Raw genomic sequence first — 18,581 nt, forward strand, 5'->3', positions numbered from 1 at the left:
CGTGAGTGGTAAGGCGGGTTCTAACCCGCCTTACCACTCACGACGCGGGGAGGGGTCAGGGTTTGCGGCCCACGCCCGCGTAGGGCAGGGAGTTGACCGACGGGTTGTCGGACATGTCGCCGGCGCCCTCGGGGTTCCACATCGCGCAGCCGACCAGGCCCGGTTCGACGAGGTCGAAGCCGTCGAAGAAACGGAGCACCTGGTCGTGCGTGCGCGGGAACGGCCGGTTCTGCTGGTTCTGCTGGTGCGTGTACACCTCGATCGCCTCGTCGAGGCCCGCCGACCCGGAGTCCGCCGCGACGTGCGTGACCGCCAGGAAGCTGCCCGGCGCGAGGCGGTCGCGGTAGCGCGCGAGGATGGCGGCCGGGTCCCACGAGTCGGGCACGAAGTGCAGCAGCAGCAACATGAACACGCCCGTCGGCTGCGCCGGGTCGAGCAACCGGCGGGCGGGTCCGGCGTCGAAGATGTCGTTGACGTCGCGCAGGTCGGCCTGGAGCACCGCGCAGTTGTCGTTGCCCTGCAACAACAGCTCGCTGTGCGCGACCGCGACCGGCTCGCGGTCGACGTACACCACCCGGCACGACGGATCGGCCTGCTGGACGATCTCGTGCAGGTTGCCGACGGTCGGGATACCGGAGCCGACGTCGAGGAACTGCCGGATCCCGGCGTGCACCATGTACCGGGCGGCGCGGCGGAGGAAGGCGCGGTTGAGGCGGGCCGCGTCGCGGATGCCCGGCATGATCGTCAGGATCTGCTCGCCGAGCGCGCGGTCGGCGGCGAAGTTGTGGTCGCCGTCCAGCCAGAAGTCGTACACCCGGGCCGGGTTCGGCACCGTGGTGTCGATCTCCGGCGGTACCCAGCTCAGCTCTCCGGTCACGGGACCTCCCACCCTCGCGGACTTTGGCGGCGAAGCTTAGCCCCCTCACCCGTTCGTGTGGACTCGCGCTCCGCGGATGCGACGCCCGGCTAAGGTGTCCCGGTCACGAGGAGACGAGGCCATGACGATCCCGCGTCCCGTTCCCGGCCGGCGGCCCGTGCTCGGGCACTCGGTGCCCCTCCTGCGTGACCCGCTGAAGTTCTTCACTTCCCTCTCCTCGTACGGCGAAGTCGTCAAAATCCACCTCGGCCCGCTGCCGGTGCACGTGGTCACCACCCCGGAGCTGGCCTGGCGGGTGCTGGCCACCGACGCCGACAGGTTCGACAAGGGCCTGGTCTTCGACAAGATGCGCCCGCTCTTCGGCGACGGCCTGGCCACCTCCAACGGCGAGCTCAACCGCCGCCAGCGCCGGCTGGTGATGCCGGCGTTCGGGCGCACCCGGATCGCGGGCTACGCCGAGCACACCATGACGAAGCTGGCCGACGACCTGGTGAGCTCGTGGCACCCCGGCGAGGTCGTCCAGTTCGACCAGCGGATGCAGGACCTCGTGCTGACCATCGCCGGGCAGACGCTGTTCTCCACCGCGCTCGGCGAAGAGGCCCTCGCGGAGATCCGCCGCTCGATCCCCGTCATGCTCAAGTACGTGCTGGTCCGGGCGTTCTCACCGGCCTTCGTCGAAAAGCTGCCGATCCCGCCGAACCGGCGCTTCGACGCCGCGGCCGCGCGCCTGCGGGAGGTGATCGGCGAAACCGTCGTCAAGGCCCGCGAGGACGGCACCGACCACGGCGACCTGCTCTCGATGCTGCTGCTGTCCCGCGACGAGGACACCGGCGAAGGCATGTCCGACCGGCAGGTGCACGACGAGGTCATCACCATCCTGACCACCGGCGCCGAGACCACCGCCGTCGCGCTGGCCTGGTTCTTCCACGAGCTCGGGCAGCACCGGGAGGTCGAACGCCGGTTCCACGCCGAGGTCGACGAGGTCCTCGGCGGGCGCCCCGCGACCTTCGAGGACCTGCCGGATCTCCCTTACACGCACCAGATCGTGAACGAGGTCGTCCGCCGCACCCCGCCGCTGATCCTCATGCGCCGCGCCCGGGAGGACGTCGAGCTGGGCGGGGTGGCGATCCCGGCGGGCAGCGAGGTCGCCGTCAGCCAGCACACGCTGCACCGCGATCCGCGCTGGTTCCCCGATCCGGACCGCTTCGACCCGGACCGCTGGGCGCCCGGCCGCGCCGCGGAACTGCCGAAGGGCGCGTACATCCCGTTCGGCGCCGGCGCCCGGCTGTGCCCGGGGCACGTGTTCGCGCCGACGGAGATCGGCATCGTCGCCGCCACGATCGGGGCGCGCTGGCGGCTGGTCCCGGTGCCGGGCCAGCGCGTGTACGCGCAGATCAAGGCCACGATGCAGCCGAACCGGCTGCCGATGACCGTGGTGCCCCGCCGGACCTGACGGTACCTGTCCCACTACCGGGTGTAGTGTTCCCGGGTCCCGAACAGCCAGCTGTGCCCGAAGAAAGGGAACTACGGCGTGAGACGGCCGCTCAAGCTGACGTCGGCGTTGTTCGCCTGCGGTGTCCTGCTCGCTTCGCTGACCGCGGCGGTGCCCGCGGCGGCCGTCGCGATCTCCTGCACCGACACGGACCTGCCGGTCACCGGCCCCGGTCTGCCGCCGCTGGTGCCCGGCGCCCCGGCGACCGTGCACGGCCGGCTGTGCCTGCCCGCGGGCGACGTGCCGGACACCGTCCAGCTGCTGGTGCACGGCGGCACGTACAACAGCGCGTACTGGGACCTGCCGTACGAGCCGGAGCGCTACTCCTACCAGCGCGACATGGCCGCGAACGGCTACGCGACCTTCGCCGTCGACCAGCTCGGCGCGGGACGCAGCAGCCGGCCGCTGAGCCTGCCGCTGTCGGTCTGGGCCGAGGCGGAGTCGATGCACGAGGTGATCGGCCACCTGCGGGCCGGCCGCGCCGGCGGGGCGCCGTTCGCGAAGGTGGTCATCGTCGGGCACTCGGTCGGGTCGGGGGTCGTCGCGGTGGAGGCGTCGACCTACCACGACGTCGACGGTGTCGTCCTCACCGGCATCACGCACCTGCCCGCGCTGCCCGTGCTCGCGCTCGGCGCGGCGCTCGGCCTGCAGCCGGCGATGCTCGACAGCCGGCTGGGCACCCTGGGCAGCGACCCGCTGTACTTCACGACGAAGCCCGGCGCGCGGGCCGGGTTGTTCTACGCCGCCGACGACGCCGACCCCGGCGTGATCGCCGCGGACGAGGCGACCAAGGACCAGGTTTCGGTGCCGGGGATGGGCACGGTCGCGTTGTTCGGCATCGTGGTGCCGTCGACGTGGGGAATCTCCGTACCGGTTTTCCAGGTGGTCGGGGAAAAGGACGTCCTTTTCTGCGGGGTGCTGGCGTTGCGTGACTGTTCGGACGCCGCGGTGTTACGGGCGCAGGAGGCGCCCTACTACGCCGACCCTTCGAAGTTGTCGGTGTACGTGCTGCCCGGGGCGGGGCATTCCGTGGCGTTGCACGAAAACGCCGGCGAATACCGCAGTGCCACCCGTTCGTGGCTGCAGGACCGGCTGGGCATCGCTCCGCAGGGTTATCACTCGATCGGACGAAACTGAACCCGTGCGTCCCGCGCAATTCCGGGCCAAGATATATCGGTTAACCCGAACCGGTGTGTGCACTGAACTTTGGGACAGCCTCAAGTGACTGCTCCGCATCCCCGCGGCGACGGCCCGCGGAAGAAACCCTCCGCCGAACGCGCGGCGCGCCGGCTCGGCACGCTCGCGCGCAAGTGGGGCTACCTGATCAGCACCACGGCCTACCTGCCGCACACCCCGGAGGAGATCGAGCGTGAGCTGGCGGCGCTGTCCGGCCGGCTGTTCGAGGCGGTGGTGAGCGATCCGCCGGACCTCGAGGCGGCCGCCGCCGCGGGCGGGCGGCTCGTCGAGCTGCGGTGCGTCGGCGCGGACAGCCTGCGGCGCAGCCTGGAGGTGCTGGCCAAGGCGCTGCTGCGCGAGCCGGAGCTGCGCGGGGTCGACGGCCTTTCCGAGCGGGTCGTGCTGGTGCTCGGCGCGCTGAGCTCCGGCTACGGCGAGATGCTGCGCGAAGACATCCAGAAGCGGCAGGAGGGCCTCAGCCGCGCCCTGCTGAAGGTCGAGCAGGAGACGCGGCAGAAGCAGGTGATCACCCGCGCGCAGTTCGAGGAGGTGTTCGCCGGCTCGGCCAGCGGCGTCGCGCTCACCGAGCTGGACGGCCGGGTGCTGCGGGCCAACGCGGCACTGGCCAAGACGCTCAACCGCACCCCGGCGGAGATCGCCGCGCTGACCCTGTTCGACCTCGTCCACCCCGAGGACGTCGAACAGCTGCGGGAGGGCTACCGCGACCTGGTGGCGGGCCGGCTGCACCGGCTGCGCACCGGGCGCCGCCTGGTCGGCAAGGACGGCGAGCCGATGTGGGCCACCTTCGCCGCGTCGGTGATCCGGGACGCGGTCGGCACGCCCCGGCAGGTGCTCACCCTCGTCGACGACGACACCGAGGTGTCGCTGCTGCAGCGGCGGCTGAGCCACCAGGCCCTGCACGACGTGCTGACCGGGCTGCCGAACCGCCAGTTCTTCAGCACCCGCCTGGAAACCCTGCTGCGCGACGCGGACCCGTCGCGCGGGGTCACGCTCTTCCACCTCGATCTCGACGGCTTTTCGCGGATCAACGGCGGTCTCGGCCAGGAGCTCGGGGACCGCGTGCTGCGCGGGGTCGCCGCCAAGCTGAAGACGGTCTTCGAGCCGGAGAAGGCGCTCGTGGCCCGGCTCGGCGGCGACGAGTTCGGCGTTCTGGTGCAGAACACCGCGGACACCCCGGACGTGGTGACGCTGGTCCGCCGGATCACCCACGAGTTCGCCGAACCCGAGTACGTCGACGGGCAGCACGGCGTCGCGGTGTCGGCCGCCATCGGCGTCGTCCACCGGCCGCCGCGGGACGTCACGCCGGCGGAACTGCTCCGGGCGTCGGACCTGACGCTGCGGCGCGTGCGGCGGACCGGCAACCAGTGGGGCCTGTTCGACCGCGAGCTGGATCGGCGCGACCGGCACGACTTCGGCCTGGCTGCGGCGATGGCGGGGGCGTGGGAGAACGGCGAGGTCGAAGTCGGCTTCCGCGCGCTGGTGCGCCCGGCGGACGGCTCGGCCGAGAGCGTCGAGGCCCGGCTGAGCTGGCGCCACCCGGGCGAAGGCGTGCTGGCGCACGAGACGTGCGTGCGGCTGGCCGCGGAGACCGGGCTGGCGCTGCCGCTGGGCACCTGGCTGCTGCGCACGGCGGCCGAGCGGCTGGCGGCGTCCGGGCTCGGCGTGCCGCTCGTGGTCGAGCTGACCGTGCCGCAGGCGGCCGATCCCGAACTGGTCGGCGAAATCCGCCGCGTCCTGGACGACACCGGCCTGCCGCCGGACCGCCTGCGTCCCGGCTTCCCGGCCGCGGCGCTCACGGCCGACGCCGCCGACAACATCCGGGTGCTGGCGGAAATCGGTGTCGCGGTGGAGATCCACGGCTTCGGCGACGCGACCTGCCTCACCGAGTTCCCGGTGCGCGCGGTCCGGATCGCGCCGAACCTGGTGGCCCGCCGGGACCACCCGCTGGTGCGGGGCACGTTGTCGGCGCTGGTCGACGCGGCGCACGCGGCCGGGGCTTCGGTGTCGGCCGACGGCGTCGAGACGGCCGGACAGGCGCAGTGGTGGCAGGAACGGGGTGCGGACCTGGTTTCGGGGCCGGCGTTCCCCGAGCCGCCGGGCGGCTTGCCGTCCTGCTGAGTCAGATCCGGACGAGCACCTCGTCGAGGGGTTTGCGGTGCAGGTCCGGCACGACGCAGTCGTCGGCCGGGTAGCCCACCGGGATCACCGCGAACGCCTTTTCGTTGCGGGGACGGCCCAGCAGCTCCCCGAGGAACCGCATCGGCGACGGCGTGTGCGTCAACGCCGCCAGGCCCGCCACCTGCAGCGCCGTCAGCAGCATGCCGACCGCGATGCCGACCGACTCGTCGACGTAGTAGTGCTTGCGGACGCCGCCGTCACCGTCGAGGGCGAACCGCTGCTGGAACACCACGATCAGGTAGGGCGCGTCCGTCAGGTGCGGCTTCACCGCGTCCGTGCCGAGGGGTCGCAGGGCGGCGAGCCATTCGTCGCCGAGCCGGCCGTCGTAGGAGAGCTGTTCTTCGGCTTCGGCGGCTTCGCGGATCCGGCGGCGCACCGCGGGATCGGTGACCAGGACGAACGTCCACGGCTGCTGGTGGGCGCCGCTCGGGGCGGTCGAGGCCACCGCGATCGCGTCCAGCACCGCGCGTTCGGGAACCGGGTCGGGGGAGAACATCCGGACCGAGCGCCGCGCCTCCATGCGCTGCCGCAGGGCGGCGGCCCGGGCGAGGGCTTCGGCGTCGGGCAGCCGGGCGGGCCGGTAGGGAACCGGGTGGTAGGTCATGTCCGGATTGTGGCGGGGGACACGGAGAGCGCAGCAGGGCCGAACGTACGATTCACGGTGTTGAGCGTCCGTTCTACGGACAGTAAGGTGATCCTTGTCTCGAAAATTGCGCCGAACAGTCCAACGCAACTAGGCCGTCCGGTCCTGTCGCGTGAAGTGATCTCCTCATTACCCTCCAGTAGCAGACAGTGGTGCCGATCACAGTCGCTCCAGGAGGCCAGATGGCGTCGCGCGTCCGGGGACCCGGCTCCGAAGACCGGCGCGAACTGCGGATCCGGCACCTCACCGGCTGCCTCACCTGCACGCTCAAATGCGTGTACTGCGGGCTGCCGGTGCGGCTCGCCGGGCCGGGCGACCACCCGGGTTACGGCGTGGTCGAAGAACTGACCGGCGACCTCGTGCTGCTGCACCGGTTCTGCCGCAGCGCGCTCGGCCGCTGCCGGACGCGGGGGTGCGCGCTCCGGCGCGCCCACCTCGGCCGCGCGACCGAGCAGTACGAAACCGGCCGGCGGCCCGGGCGTTACCAGCGCCTCGGCGTTCGGCGGTCGCCCGACCTCGATCTGTACCGGAAACGCTGGCGGGTCGCGAAGATGCGGTACGCGTGCCAGGCGTGCCGGTACTACACCGGCTCGCACTGAGCCGGTCCTTCCATCACGACGCGGAGGACTCGTGCTCGTTCGTCTCATCCTCGGCCTGCTCATGACGGTCGTCGGCCTCGCCGTCGCCGGCAAGCGGGTCGCGTTCCTCTACCGGCTGATCAAAGCCGGCCAGCCCGACGCCAAGCGGTCCGGCGAACTCGGCGCCCGGGTCTTCGCGCAGGTGCGCGAGGTGTTCGGCCAGCGCAAGCTGCTGAAGTGGTCGGTGCCCGGCCTGGCGCACTTCTTCACGTTCTGGGGCTTCGTGATCCTCGCTTCGGTGTACCTCGAGGCGTACGGCGCGCTCTTCGACGAGAAGTTCGCCATCCCGTGGATCGGCCACTGGGCGGTGCTCGGGTTCCTGCAGGACTTCATCGCCGTCGCCGTGGCGGTTTCGCTCGGCGTCTTCACGATCATCCGGATCCGGAACGCCCCCGAGCGCAAGGACCGCGCGTCCCGCTTCTACGGCTCGCACACCGGCGGCGCCTGGCTGATCCTGATCATGATCTTCAACGTCGTCTGGACGATGTTTTTCTTCCGCGGCGCGTCTTCGGCGTCCGGCAACTTCCCCTACGACAACGGCGCGTACGTCTCGCTCGGCGTCGGGAACCTGCTGGAGCCGCTCGGCCACTCGACGACCGAAGTGCTGGAGACGGTCGGCCTGCTGCTGCACATCGGCGTCATGCTGGTGTTCCTGTCGATCGTGCTCTACTCCAAGCACCTGCACATCTTCGTCGCGCCGATCAACGTCTCGGCGAAGCGGCTGCCGGACGCGCTCGGCCCGCTGCTGCCGATGGAGTCCGCGGGCAAGCCGATCGACTTCGAGGACCCGGGCGAGGACGACACGTTCGGCCGCGGCAAGATCGGCGACTTCACCTGGAAGGGTATGCTCGACTTCGCCACGTGCACCGAGTGCGGCCGCTGCCAGTCGCAGTGCCCGGCGTGGAACACCGGCAAGCCGTTGTCGCCCAAGCTCCTCATCATGAACCTGCGCGACAACCTGTTCGAGGAGGCGCCCTACATCCTGGCGGGCACCGAGCACGAGGAGGCGCGCCCGCTGGTCGGCCCGGCGGACGACGGCGGCGTCATCGACCCGGACGTGCTGTGGTCGTGCACCACCTGCGGCGCGTGCGTCGAGCAGTGCCCGGTGGACATCGAGCACGTCGACCACATCGTCGACATGCGCCGCTACCAGGTGATGATCGAGTCGGCGTTCCCGACCGAGCTGGGCGGGCTGTTCAAGAACCTGGAGACCAAGGGCAACCCCTGGGGCCAGAACAACTCCGAGCGGCTCGCGTGGACCAAGGACCTGGGCTTCGACGTCCCGGTGTTCGACGGCGAGCTGGCCGAGGACGTCGAGTACGTCTACTGGGTCGGCTGCGCGGGCGCGTTCGACGACCAGGCGCGCAAGACCGTCCGCGCCACGGCGGAGCTGCTGCACATCGCCGGGGTGAAGTACGTGGTGCTGGGCAACGAGGAGTCCTGCACCGGCGACCCGGCGCGGCGCGCGGGCAACGAGTTCCTGTTCCAGATGATGGCCCAGCAGACGGCCGAGACGCTCAACGCCGTGTTCGAAGGCCGCGAGCCGCGGCTGCGCAAGATCGTCACGACGTGTCCGCACTGCCTGAACACGCTGAGCCGCGAGTACCCGGACCTGGACGGCCACTACGAGGTGGTCCACCACACGCAGCTGCTCAACCGCCTGGTCCGCGGCGGACAGCTGACCCCGGTCAAACCGGTCGAGGACGGCCCGAAGGTCACTTATCACGACCCGTGCTACCTGGGCCGCCACAACAAGGTCTACACCCCGCCGCGCGAACTGGTCGGCGCCACGGGCGCGTCCCTGGCGGAGATGCCCCGCCACGCGGACCGCGCCCTGTGCTGCGGCGCGGGCGGCGCCCGGATGTGGATGGAGGAGCAGATCGGCAAGCGCATCAACCTGGAGCGGGTCGACGAGGCGATCGCCACGGACGCGGAGACGATCGTGACGGGCTGCCCGTTCTGCCGCGTGATGCTGACCGACGGCCTGGTCCAGCGCCAGAGCGAGCAGAAGGCGGAGAACGTCGACGTCCGCGACGTCGCCCAGCTGCTCCTGGAACGGGTCAAGGCGCCGGCCCCGAAACCCTGACCGGTTCACCCGTTCGCCCGATATCTGCCCGCCCGCCGGACGGCTCTTCCTTCGCGAAGACGCCGTACGGCGGGAGGAGGGCCGATGGCCGGACAGGCTGAGGCGAGGATCGAGACGCTCGACGGGGCCGTGGCGCGGCTGGCCGTCCGGCGGGGTTCGTGGCTGGTCGGGCGGGGGCCCGAGGCGGACCTGCGGCTGTACTCGGACCAGGTGTCGCTGCGGCACGCCTGGATCCGCCGGGACGGGCGGGGCACCTGGGTGTCCGACGCCGGGTCGCGCAACGGGACCCGGCTCAACGGGCGGCAGCTGGGCGCCGGGCAGGACCACCCGCTGCGCCACGGCGACCGGCTCGAGTTCGGCCCGATCACCGCGGTCTACTCCGACGGGACGTCGTCGGTGGCGGCCACCCGGACGTGGCAGCGCTCCGGGGGCGTCTCGTTCGGTGAGGTGTCGGCCGGGACGATCAACAACGCCGGGCGGGACGTCAACCACAGCTACGACAACCGGCGGCACTACGAATTCAGCACGCCCGAGGGGCAGCTGATCTCGGAACTGGCCACCGGGCGGGGCGCCGGCCGCGCGGTCATGGTGCTGGGGCTGCTGATGGTCCTGGCCGGGTTCGCGATCTGGGCGTCGGTGATCTTCCGGTTCGCCAAGGCGGTTTCCCGCGCCGGCTTCGACACCCCGCCGTCGCTGCTGGGCCCGGACGTCTTCGGCGGCGTGCCCCTGGGCGCGGTGGGCTTCGCGCTGTTCGGGCTCGGCGGGGTGGTCGCGACGATCGGGCTGGTGCTGTCCAAGGCGGCGCGGCACCGGGGCGGGAGGCGCTAGGTGGACGGCATCCACTTCCACGGCGACGTCCGGGCCGGGACGGTCAACAACGCCGTGCACGGCGACATCAACGTCGTCCACAGTGGACTCGACGCCCGGCAGGTCGCGGCGCTGGTGCGGGCGGTCCGCGCGGAACTCGACGCGGCCCGGCTGCCGCCGGCCACGAAGGACGCCGTGCACGACGCCCTCGACGAGGTCGACCGGGACGTCGTGCGCGGCGGCCGGGGAGCGGGCGCGAAGGTCCGCGACCTGCTCCGGGACGCCGGCGGCCTCGCGACCGCCGGCGCCGGGCTCTGGACCGCGGTGCGGGCCCTCGCCGCCGCGGTGGGCGTTCCGCTCTAACCGTCTACAGTGGACGCGACTTTCGGTGCCGCGGGCGCGAGGCCGCCGAGTTCCGCGGTCGGCACCCGGTAGGTCTCCCGGGCCGTCGCCGCGGCGAGTGCCGCCAGCGCGCACACCGCCGCCGTGAAGATCGCGACGCCGAGCCAGTCGCCCTTGCCGGAGCCGATCGCCGCCACCACGCTGGGGGCGAAGCCGGCCACCGCGAAGCCGATCTGGGTGCCGATCGCCATGCCGGACAGGCGGACCCGGGCGGTGAACATCTCGCCGTAGAGCGCCGGCCAGACGCCGTTGACCCCGGAGTAGGCCACCCCGAACAGCACGATGCCGAGCACGAACAGCAGCGCGTACGAGCCGATCGAGATCGACCACAGGTACGGGAAGATCAGCACCCCGCAGGCGAGGCAGCCGGCGATGAACACCGGCTTGCGCCCGACGCGGTCGGCGAGCCCGGCCAGCAGCGGGATGGCCGCCAGCGCGACGATGTTGGCGAGCACGCCGACCCAGAGCATGGGGGTGCGGGCCAGGCCGATCGTGTTGACCGCGTAGCTCAGCGCGTAGACGGTGAAGATCGTGCTCACCGAAGCGATCGTCGCCGCGACGACGACGCGCAGGACGTCGGCCCAGTGGTGGCGGAACAGGATCGCGACCGGCAGCTTCGCGACTTCGGTGCGTTCGAACACCGGCGTCTCCTCGAGCTTGCGCCGGATCACGAACCCGACCACGACGACGAGCGCGCTGCCCCAGAACGGCACCCGCCAGCCCCAGGTCAGCAGGTCCGCCTGGGGAAGCGCGGCGACCGGCAGGAAGATCGCGGTGGCCAGGATCTGCCCGGCCTGCGTGCCGCTCAGGGTGAAGCTGGTGAAGTAGGCGCGCCGGTGTTCCGGGGCGTGTTCCAGCGACATCGAGTTGGCACCGGCCTGCTCACCGGCCGCGGAAAGCCCTTGCAGCAGGCGAAGCACGACCAGCAGCACGGGGGCCAGGACGCCGACGCTCGCGTACGTCGGCAGGCAGCCGACGCAGAAGGTCGCGAGCCCCATGAGCAGCAGGGTGAAGACGAGCACCCGCTTGCGCCCGAACCGGTCGCCGACGTGCCCGAGCACGAACGCACCGACCGGCCGGGCGAGGTAGCCGACGCCGAAGGTGGCCAGGGCGAGCAGGGTGCCGGTGGCGGGGGAGGAGGCGGGGAAGAACACCTTGCCGAACACGAGCGCGGCGGCGGTGCCGTAGATGAAGAAGTCGTAGTACTCGAGCGCGCTGCCGATCCAGGCGGCCAGCGCCGCCTTGCGGGGCATCGATCCGGTCACGGGGAGGGGCTCCTGACGTCCGTGCTTCGTTGCGCAGACTGCGACGGGAAGCAATGTACGGTCTAGTTAGTTAATAGAGAGTGCGAGACCGGACCCCGGGTGTCAAGAGATCCTTTTCGCCGGGCGGAGCGCGCAGCTCAGCGCGCGGTCAGGTATTCGATCAGCAGGGTGCCCAGCATCGCGCGGTAGTGCTCCCGGCGACCCGGGTCCAGCATGTCGCGGCCGAAGATCGCCTGGAACGTGTGGCGGTTCGCCAGCCGGAACACGCAGAACGAGCTGATGACCATGTGGACGTCGAGCGCGTCGACGTCTTCGCGGAACAGGCCGGCCTTCCGGCCCCGCTCGAGGATCCGCGTGATTGCGCCGAGTGCCGGGTCGGCCAGTCCGGCCAGGATCTCCGACTGCGACAGGTGTTCCGCGCGGTGGATGTTCTCGATGCTGACCAGCCGGATGAAGTCCGGGTTGGCCTCGTGGTGGTCGAACGTCAACGCGGCCAGCCGGCGCAGGGCGTCCTCGGGGTCGAGGTGTTCGACGTCGAGCCGCTGCTCCGAGGCCCGCAGCGCGGAGTACGCCTGCTCCAGCACCGCGATGTAGAGCTGTTCCTTGCCGCCGAAGTAGTAGTAGATCATCCGCTTGGTCGTGCTCGTGCGGGCGGCGATCTCGTCGACGCGGGCGCCGGTGTAGCCCTTGTCCGCGAACTCCCGGGTGGCCACCGCGAGGATGTCGGCGCGCGTGCGTTCCTTGTCGCGCTGGCGCTCGGCCTCCGACGATGGTGCGGCCACCGGGCTCCTTCCGCTGCAGGTCGACGGGCCCACTCTAGCCCAGCCCTTTCGCGCGAGCCGCCGCCACGCTACCGTGAACGTACTAGTTCGTACATTAATCGGAGGCGACGCTTGGCCAGCTACCTGATCGGACTCGTCGGCTCGGGCATCGGCCCGTCGGCCAGCCCGGCGCTGCACGAACGCGAGGCCGACGAGCTCGGCCTCCGCTACGTCTACCGCCTCCTGGACCTCGACCTCCTGCGCCGCCCGGTCGCCGACGTCCTCGCCGCCGCGCGGCTCGCCGGGTTCGACGGGCTCAACGTCACCCACCCGGCCAAGCAGCTGATCCTCAAGCACCTCGACGAACTGTCGCCCGAAGCCGCCGCGCTCGGCGCGGTCAACACCGTCGTCTTCCGGAACCATCGCGCGGTCGGCCACAACACCGACGCCACCGGCTTCGCCCGCAGCCTCGGCCGTGGCCTGCCGGACGTCCGGCTGGACGACGTCGTCCTGCTCGGTGCCGGGGGCGCGGGCGCGGCGGTCGCGCACGCCCTGCTCTCGCTCGGCACCGGCCGGCTGACGATCCACGACGTCGACGCCGGCCGCGGCAAGCAGCTCGCCGACGCGCTGAACCGCCGGTTCGGCGCGGGCCGCGCGGCCGCCGGCGAGCTGACCGCGGTCGCGCACGCCGACGGCCTGGTGCACGCCACCCCGACCGGAATGGCCGCCCACCCCGGCTCGCCGCTGCCGGCCGAGCTGCTGCGCCCGGAACTCTGGGTCGCCGACATCGTCTACCGGCCGCTGGAAACCGCCCTGCTGGCCGCCGCCCGCGCCCGCGGCTGCCGCGTGCTGCACGGCGGCGGCATGGTCGTGCTGCAGGCCGCCGAGTCGTTCCGGCTGTTCACCGGGGTCGACCCGGACCCGGCGCGGATGCTGCGGCATTTCGACGCCCTGGAAGGGAAGGCCGCCCATGCCGCCTGAACCGCGTACCGCGATCGCCACCGTCTGCCTCTCCGGCACCCTGGAGGACAAGCTCGCCGCGGCGGCCGCGGCCGGGTTCGACGGCGTCGAGCTGTTCGAAAACGACCTGCTGGTCTCCCCGTCGAGTCCGGCCGGAATCCGCCGCCGCTGTGCGGACCTCGCCCTGTCGATCGACCTCTACCAGCCGTTCCGCGACTTCGAAGCCGTCCCGCCGGACGTCCACGCGGCCAACCTCCGCCGCGCCCGGCACAAGTTCGACGTCATGGCCGAGCTCGGCACGGACACCGTGCTGGTGTGCTCGTCCGTCTCCCCGGACGCGATCGACGACGACGAACTCGCCGCCGAACAGCTGCACGCCCTGGCCGAGCTCGCCCGGCAGCGGGGGATGCGGATCGCCTACGAAGCCCTGGCCTGGGGCAAGCACGTCAGCGGCTACGAACACGCGTGGCGCATCGTGCGCCGCGCCGCGCACCCCGCCCTCGGCGTGTGCCTCGACAGCTTCCACATCCTGTCCAAGGGCCACGACCCGGCGCCGATCCGGGCGATCCCCGGCGAGAAGATCTTCTTCCTGCAGCTCGCCGACGCCCCGCGCCTGCCGATGGACGTGCTGCCGTGGAGCCGCCACCACCGGCTCTTCCCCGGCCAGGGCGACTTCGACCTGACGGCCTTCACCGGGCACGTGCTGGCCGCCGGCTACCGCGGACCGCTGTCGCTGGAGGTCTTCAACGACGTGTACCGCCAGGCCGACCCGCGCCCGGCCGCGGTCGACGCCCGGCGGTCCCTGCTGGCCCTGCAGGAGTCGCTCGGCGTGCTGGACCTGCCGGCCGCGCCGAGGCTGACCGGCCACGCGTTCGCCGAGGTCGTCACCGACCCCGGCGCGGGCGAGATGCTGGCGTCGCTGGGGTTCGCACGCACCGGCGTCCACCGGACCAAGCCGGTGCAGCTGTGGGAGCAGGGCGACGCCCGGGTGGTGGTCAACGAGGGCGGCGCGGCGCACGGCGCCGTCGGCGCGGTGGCCCTGTCCAGCACCGACCCGGCCCGCTCGGCCCGCCGGGCGGAAGCGCTGCTCGCGCCGGTCCTGCCGCGGGTGCGCGGCCCGCGCGAGGCCGACCTGGCGTCGGTCGAGGCGCCGGACGGCACCCAGGTGTTCCTCTGCGCCGACGACCGGGGTGGCGACGACTGGCGCGACGACTTCGTGCCGACCGGCGAGACGGCGGCCGGCGTGGGGATCCTCGGAATCGATCACGTGGCCCTCACCCAGCCCTTCGACCACTTCGACGAGGCGGCGCTGTTCTACCGGTCGGTGTTCGGGCTGACGCCGTCGCCGGTGGCCGAGTTCGCGGCGCCGTTCGGGCTGGTGCGCAGCCGCGCGGTGGCGGCGGGGGAGGTCCGGCTGACCCTGGACAGCGCGCTGGTCCGCCGCGGCGAATGGGCGCCGGCGGTGCCCGAACCGCAGCACGTGGCCTTCGCCTGCGCGGACGCCCTCGCGGCGGCCGCGGCGATGCGCGCCGCGGGGGCGCCGCTGCCGGCGATCCCGGCCAACTACTACGACGACCTCGACGCCCGCCTGGACCTGCCGCCCGAGCGGCTGGCCGCGCTGCGCGAGCACTCGGTGCTGTACGACCGGGACGAAAGTGGCGAGTTCCTGCACTTCTACACCGCGCTGGCCGGGGCGCGGGTGTTCTTCGAGGTCGTGCAGCGGATCGGCGGGTACCGCGGGTACGGGGTGGTCAACGCCCCGGTTCGGATGGCGGCCCACCGCGCGCACCGCCGCGCCGGCGCGCCCGCGAAAACCGCCGTCTGACCAGCGAAAACCACGCCGTCCGCGAAACCGCCGCCCCGGGAAGCCTTTCCCGGGGCGGCTTTCGTCGTGCCGCCTACCGGCGGCCGCCGAAGATTTCCGCTGCCCCGCGGTGAAAAACGGCCGGGACGCCTTCCTATCAGGACGACTTCTGGCACCCGGGCGCCGCTTGCCGGTAACCGCCCGGCTACTGCTCGTACAACTCCCCGGTGGGTTTACAACGTTCCGGCAACCGCCTTGACAGGGCCTGTGGTACGTACCACTCTAACCCCAACATTGGTCTACACCATTTGGGGCGCCCGGCCACGGTGGCCGGGCATGGAAAGGACGGCATCGAGTGAAACGCTGGCTCAAGCTGGCGGCGGGCGCCGCCGCACTCACCCTCGCGACCGCCGGCTGCGCGGGCTCCAGCGGCTCGGACACCGCGGCTTCGTCGAGCGGCGCTCCGGCGCAGCTCAGCGGCACGGTCACGGTCTGGCTGATGACGGGTTCCGCGCCGGCCACGCTGACCGACGCGCTCAACAAGGAGTTCGAGACCGCGCACCCCGGCGTCAAGGTCAAGTACGAAGTCCAGCAGTGGGACGGCATCCAGCAGAAGCTGACCACCGCGCTGGCCGGCGGCACCCCGCCGGACGTGATCGAGATCGGCAACACGCAGACCGCCGCGTTCGCGTCGCAGGACGGTGTCCTGACCGACCTTTCCGGTGACAAGGACAGCTTCAACGGCGGTCAGTGGCTGAAGGGTCTCGCGGACTCCGGCACCTACGACGGCAAGACCTACGGCGTCCCGTTCTACGCGGCCAACCGCGAGGTCATCTACCGCAAGGACATGTTCGAGCAGGCCGGCGTCACCAAGACGCCGACGTCGAACGACGAGTGGATCGACGCGATCGGCAAGCTGAAGACGAAGTTCGGCTCCGACCCCGACTTCCAGCCGCTGTACATGCCGGGCCAGAACTGGTACGCGCTGCTGTCGTTCATCTGGGACAACGGCGGTGACATCGCCAAGGCCGACGGCAAGAACTACAAGGCCACCCTCGACACCCCCGAGGCCAAGGCCGGCCTGGACTTCTACAAGAAGCTCGTCGACACCTCGGCCACCAAGGCGCCGAAGGACGCCGACGAGGCCAAGCCGCAGCAGGCGACCGTCTACGGCGCCGGCAAGGTGGCCATGATGATCGGTCTCCCGTGGGAGCTGGCGACGGCGGCGAAGACCGACCCGAGCCTGACCGCCAAGACCGGCGCGTTCGCGATCCCGAGCAAGACCGCCGGCCAGAGCGCCCCGGTGTTCCTGGGTGGCTCGAACCTGGCGATCCCGGCCAACAGCAAGAACGCGGCCGCGGCCAAGGAGTACATCAAGCTGCTCTCCAGCGCGAAGTACCAGAGCCAGCTCGCCGCCGCCGGCGTCGTGCCCGGCACCTCGACCGACCTCACCGGCCTGGACAAGGACCCGCTGGGCAGCGTGATGGCGAAGGCTTCGGCCAACGGCAAGGCCGTGCCGGCCAGCCCCAAGTGGGGTGACGTGGAGTCCGGCCAGAACCCGGTCAAGGACATGCTGACCGCGTACCTGACCGGCAAGAAGACGCTCGACCAGGCGACCGCCGACGCCAACGCAGCGCTGAACAAGCTCATCGGCGGATGACAGCGACCGCGAACGTGACGATGCCGGCGGGGGCGACCCCGCCGGCATCGCCGCGCGACCCGGGGGTCAGGCGGCGCAGGCGGGGCCGGTTCGGCGACCGGGTCCTCCCGTACCTGCTGCTGCTCCCCGCGCTCGCCGCGATTCTCGTCCTGCTCGCCTGGCCGCTGGTCCAGGTGCTCGCGATCAGCTTCCGCAAGCTCGACATCGGCCAGCTCGTCTCCGGCAAGACGATCTGGATCGGGTTCGACAACTACACGAACACCCTCTCCGACCCCGAATTCTGGACGATCACCGTCCGGACCCTGGTCTTCACCGCCGCCATCGTGGCCGCGACCATCCTGGGCGGCCTGCTGCTGGCGATCCTGATGCGCCACCTCGACCCGGTCGTGCGGATCATCGTGCAGGTCACGCTGGTGCTCGCCTGGGCCACCCCGGTCATCGCCACGACCACCGTGTTCCAGTGGATCTTCGACCAGCAGTACGGCATCCTCAACAAGACCCTCGACCGGCTCGGCTTCCACAGCTTCATCGGGTTCTCGTGGTTCTCCAGCGGCGCCAGCACCCTCAGCGTGATCGGGCTGCTCATCGTGTGGCAGGCCGTCCCGTTCGTGACGTTCTCGCTGTACGCGGGCATCATCGGCGTCCCGCGCGAGCAGTACGAAGCCGCCGGCATCGACGGCGCCAGTGCGTGGCAGACCTTCCGCGCGGTCACCTGGCCCGCCATCCGGCCGATCACCACCATGGTGACGTTCCTGTCGGTGCTGTGGGACTTCAACGCCTTCGCCCAGATCTGGGCGATCCGCGAGGGCGGCCCCGACGGCGGGAGCACCACGCTGGCCGTCGTGCTGTACCTCAAGGGCATCGCGGGCAACCACTTCGGCGCGGCGGGCGCGATCGCCACGCTGATGCTGATCGTGCTCGCGCTCATCACCGGCCGGTACATCCAGCTGCTCGTCCGGACCCCGGAAGGTGATCTCAAGTGAGGAAGTCGCTGCCGCAGCGGATCGCGCTCTCGGTCGTCGGCGTGGTCGTGGCGCTGCTGATCCTCTTCCCGACCTACTGGATGTTCGTCACGTCCCTGCGGACACCGGGTGAGATCCTCTCGCCCAAGTACGACCTCGTCCCGACGTCGTTCTCGTTCGGCAACTTCGCCACCGCGCTGGGCAAGGACAACTTCCCGACCTACCTGATGAACAGCCTGATCGTCACGGTCGGGTCGGTGCTGTGCGCGCTGGTCGCCGGGACGCTGGCGGCGATCCCGCTGTCGCGGCTGCGGTTCACCGGCCGCAAGGGCTTCCTGGTGCTGGTGATGGTGGCGCAGCTGGCGCCGGTGTCGGCCCTGTTCATCCCGCTGTTCCTGCTGATGCGGGACGCCGGGCTGCTCAACACGCTGCCGTCGCTGCTGCTGATCTACTTCGCCACCACGCTGCCGTTCACGGTGTGGATGCTCTACGGCTTCGTCAACGGGATCCCGTACGAGCTGGAAGAGGCCGCGATGATCGACGGCTGCAGCCAGACCGGCGCGTTCCGCCGGGTGACGCTGCCGCTGCTCGGCCCGGGCCTGGTCACCACGTCGGTGTTCAGCTTCATCACCGCCTGGAACGAGTACCTGTTCGCGCTGGTCTTCATCCAGGACAAGCCGAAGGAGACCCTGCCGGTGTGGCTGGCGTCGTTCCGCACGGCGTTCGCCACCGACTGGGGCGGCGTGATGGCCGCGTCGGTCATCTACGCCATCCCGGCGCTGATCTTCTTCCTGCTCGTGCAACGCAAGCTGGTGTCCGGCGCGACCGCCGGCGCCGTGAAGGGATAGC

The 18,581-nt window shown here is 71.3% G+C and carries 16 protein-coding genes; 12 read left to right on the forward strand and 4 right to left on the reverse strand.

Annotation, left to right across the window (positions count from 1 at the left end):
* Positions 1–55 precede the first annotated feature (55 nt).
* Complete coding sequence (locus ABZW17_RS17785) at positions 56–877, reverse strand: SAM-dependent methyltransferase (RefSeq protein ID WP_354814592.1); 822 nt, start codon at positions 875–877, stop codon at positions 56–58.
* A 121-nt stretch (positions 878–998) separates the two neighbouring features.
* Here ABZW17_RS17785 and ABZW17_RS17790 point away from each other — a divergent pair, with 121 nt between their 5' ends.
* The 3 genes from ABZW17_RS17790 to ABZW17_RS17800 all read left to right on the forward strand — a co-directional run bounded on the left by ABZW17_RS17790 (position 999) and on the right by ABZW17_RS17800 (position 5,684).
* Positions 999–2,330 carry a cytochrome P450 gene (locus ABZW17_RS17790; protein ID WP_354814594.1) on the forward strand — a complete coding sequence of 444 codons (1,332 nt, stop codon included), beginning with the start codon at positions 999–1,001 and terminating at the stop codon, positions 2,328–2,330.
* A gap of 78 nt (positions 2,331–2,408) precedes the next feature.
* The gene (locus ABZW17_RS17795) at positions 2,409–3,506 is read left to right on the forward strand and encodes an alpha/beta fold hydrolase (protein WP_354814596.1); all 1,098 of its coding nucleotides are present in this window, start codon (positions 2,409–2,411) and stop codon (positions 3,504–3,506) included.
* A gap of 84 nt (positions 3,507–3,590) precedes the next feature.
* Positions 3,591–5,684 carry a diguanylate cyclase gene (locus ABZW17_RS17800; RefSeq protein WP_354814598.1) on the forward strand — a complete coding sequence of 698 codons (2,094 nt, stop codon included), beginning with the start codon at positions 3,591–3,593 and terminating at the stop codon, positions 5,682–5,684.
* A gap of 1 nt (position 5,685) precedes the next feature.
* Here the strand turns inward: ABZW17_RS17800 and ABZW17_RS17805 are convergent, their stop codons facing one another.
* Positions 5,686–6,348, reverse strand: a complete 663-nt coding sequence (locus ABZW17_RS17805) for a nitroreductase family protein (RefSeq protein WP_354814600.1) — start codon at positions 6,346–6,348, stop codon at positions 5,686–5,688.
* 221 nt (positions 6,349–6,569) lie between these two features.
* Between ABZW17_RS17805 and ABZW17_RS17810 the strand changes: the two genes are divergently transcribed.
* The 4 genes from ABZW17_RS17810 (at position 6,570) to ABZW17_RS17825 (ending at position 10,281) form a co-directional block, all read left to right on the forward strand.
* A complete protein-coding gene (locus ABZW17_RS17810; RefSeq protein WP_354814602.1) occupies positions 6,570–6,986 on the forward strand; it encodes a hypothetical protein in 417 nt (138 codons plus the stop codon).
* A 31-nt stretch (positions 6,987–7,017) separates the two neighbouring features.
* Positions 7,018–9,111, forward strand: a complete 2,094-nt coding sequence (locus ABZW17_RS17815) for a (Fe-S)-binding protein (RefSeq protein ID WP_354814604.1) — start codon at positions 7,018–7,020, stop codon at positions 9,109–9,111.
* 84 nt (positions 9,112–9,195) lie between these two features.
* On the forward strand, positions 9,196–9,939 hold the full coding sequence (locus ABZW17_RS17820; RefSeq protein ID WP_354814606.1) for an FHA domain-containing protein: 744 nt from the start codon (positions 9,196–9,198) through the stop codon (positions 9,937–9,939).
* Positions 9,940–10,281 (forward strand): hypothetical protein, encoded by a 342-nt coding sequence (locus tag ABZW17_RS17825; RefSeq protein WP_354814608.1) that lies wholly within the window; start codon positions 9,940–9,942, stop codon positions 10,279–10,281. It begins immediately after the preceding gene.
* On the opposite strand, the gene ABZW17_RS17830 is transcribed toward ABZW17_RS17825, so the two are convergent.
* Positions 10,278–11,585, reverse strand: a complete 1,308-nt coding sequence (locus ABZW17_RS17830) for an MFS transporter (RefSeq protein WP_354814610.1) — start codon at positions 11,583–11,585, stop codon at positions 10,278–10,280. The genes ABZW17_RS17825 and ABZW17_RS17830 overlap by 4 nt on opposite strands.
* 137 nt (positions 11,586–11,722) lie before the next feature.
* Positions 11,723–12,367, reverse strand: a complete 645-nt coding sequence (locus ABZW17_RS17835; protein WP_354814612.1) for a TetR/AcrR family transcriptional regulator — start codon at positions 12,365–12,367, stop codon at positions 11,723–11,725.
* A gap of 111 nt (positions 12,368–12,478) precedes the next feature.
* Between ABZW17_RS17835 and ABZW17_RS17840 the strand changes: the two genes are divergently transcribed.
* The 5 genes from ABZW17_RS17840 to ABZW17_RS17860 all read left to right on the forward strand — a co-directional run bounded on the left by ABZW17_RS17840 (position 12,479) and on the right by ABZW17_RS17860 (position 18,580).
* Positions 12,479–13,327 (forward strand): shikimate dehydrogenase, encoded by an 849-nt coding sequence (locus tag ABZW17_RS17840; RefSeq protein WP_354814614.1) that lies wholly within the window; start codon positions 12,479–12,481, stop codon positions 13,325–13,327.
* On the forward strand, positions 13,317–15,131 hold the full coding sequence (locus ABZW17_RS17845) for a TIM barrel protein (RefSeq protein WP_354814616.1): 1,815 nt from the start codon (positions 13,317–13,319) through the stop codon (positions 15,129–15,131). The genes ABZW17_RS17840 and ABZW17_RS17845 overlap by 11 nt, the downstream gene beginning before the upstream one ends.
* A 334-nt stretch (positions 15,132–15,465) precedes the next feature.
* Positions 15,466–16,770, forward strand: coding sequence for a sugar ABC transporter substrate-binding protein (locus ABZW17_RS17850; RefSeq protein ID WP_354814618.1), 1,305 nt, complete (start codon positions 15,466–15,468; stop codon positions 16,768–16,770).
* Positions 16,767–17,753 carry a sugar ABC transporter permease gene (locus tag ABZW17_RS17855; protein WP_354814620.1) on the forward strand — a complete coding sequence of 329 codons (987 nt, stop codon included), beginning with the start codon at positions 16,767–16,769 and terminating at the stop codon, positions 17,751–17,753. Before ABZW17_RS17850 ends, ABZW17_RS17855 begins: the two co-directional genes overlap by 4 nt.
* Positions 17,750–18,580: a carbohydrate ABC transporter permease gene (locus ABZW17_RS17860; protein WP_354814622.1), complete on the forward strand. Its 831-nt coding sequence runs from the start codon at positions 17,750–17,752 to the stop codon at positions 18,578–18,580. The genes ABZW17_RS17855 and ABZW17_RS17860 overlap by 4 nt, the downstream gene beginning before the upstream one ends.
* Position 18,581 lies beyond the last annotated feature (1 nt).

The organism is Amycolatopsis sp. NPDC004625, assembly GCF_040609695.1.
Lineage (GTDB): Bacteria > Actinomycetota > Actinomycetes > Mycobacteriales > Pseudonocardiaceae > Amycolatopsis.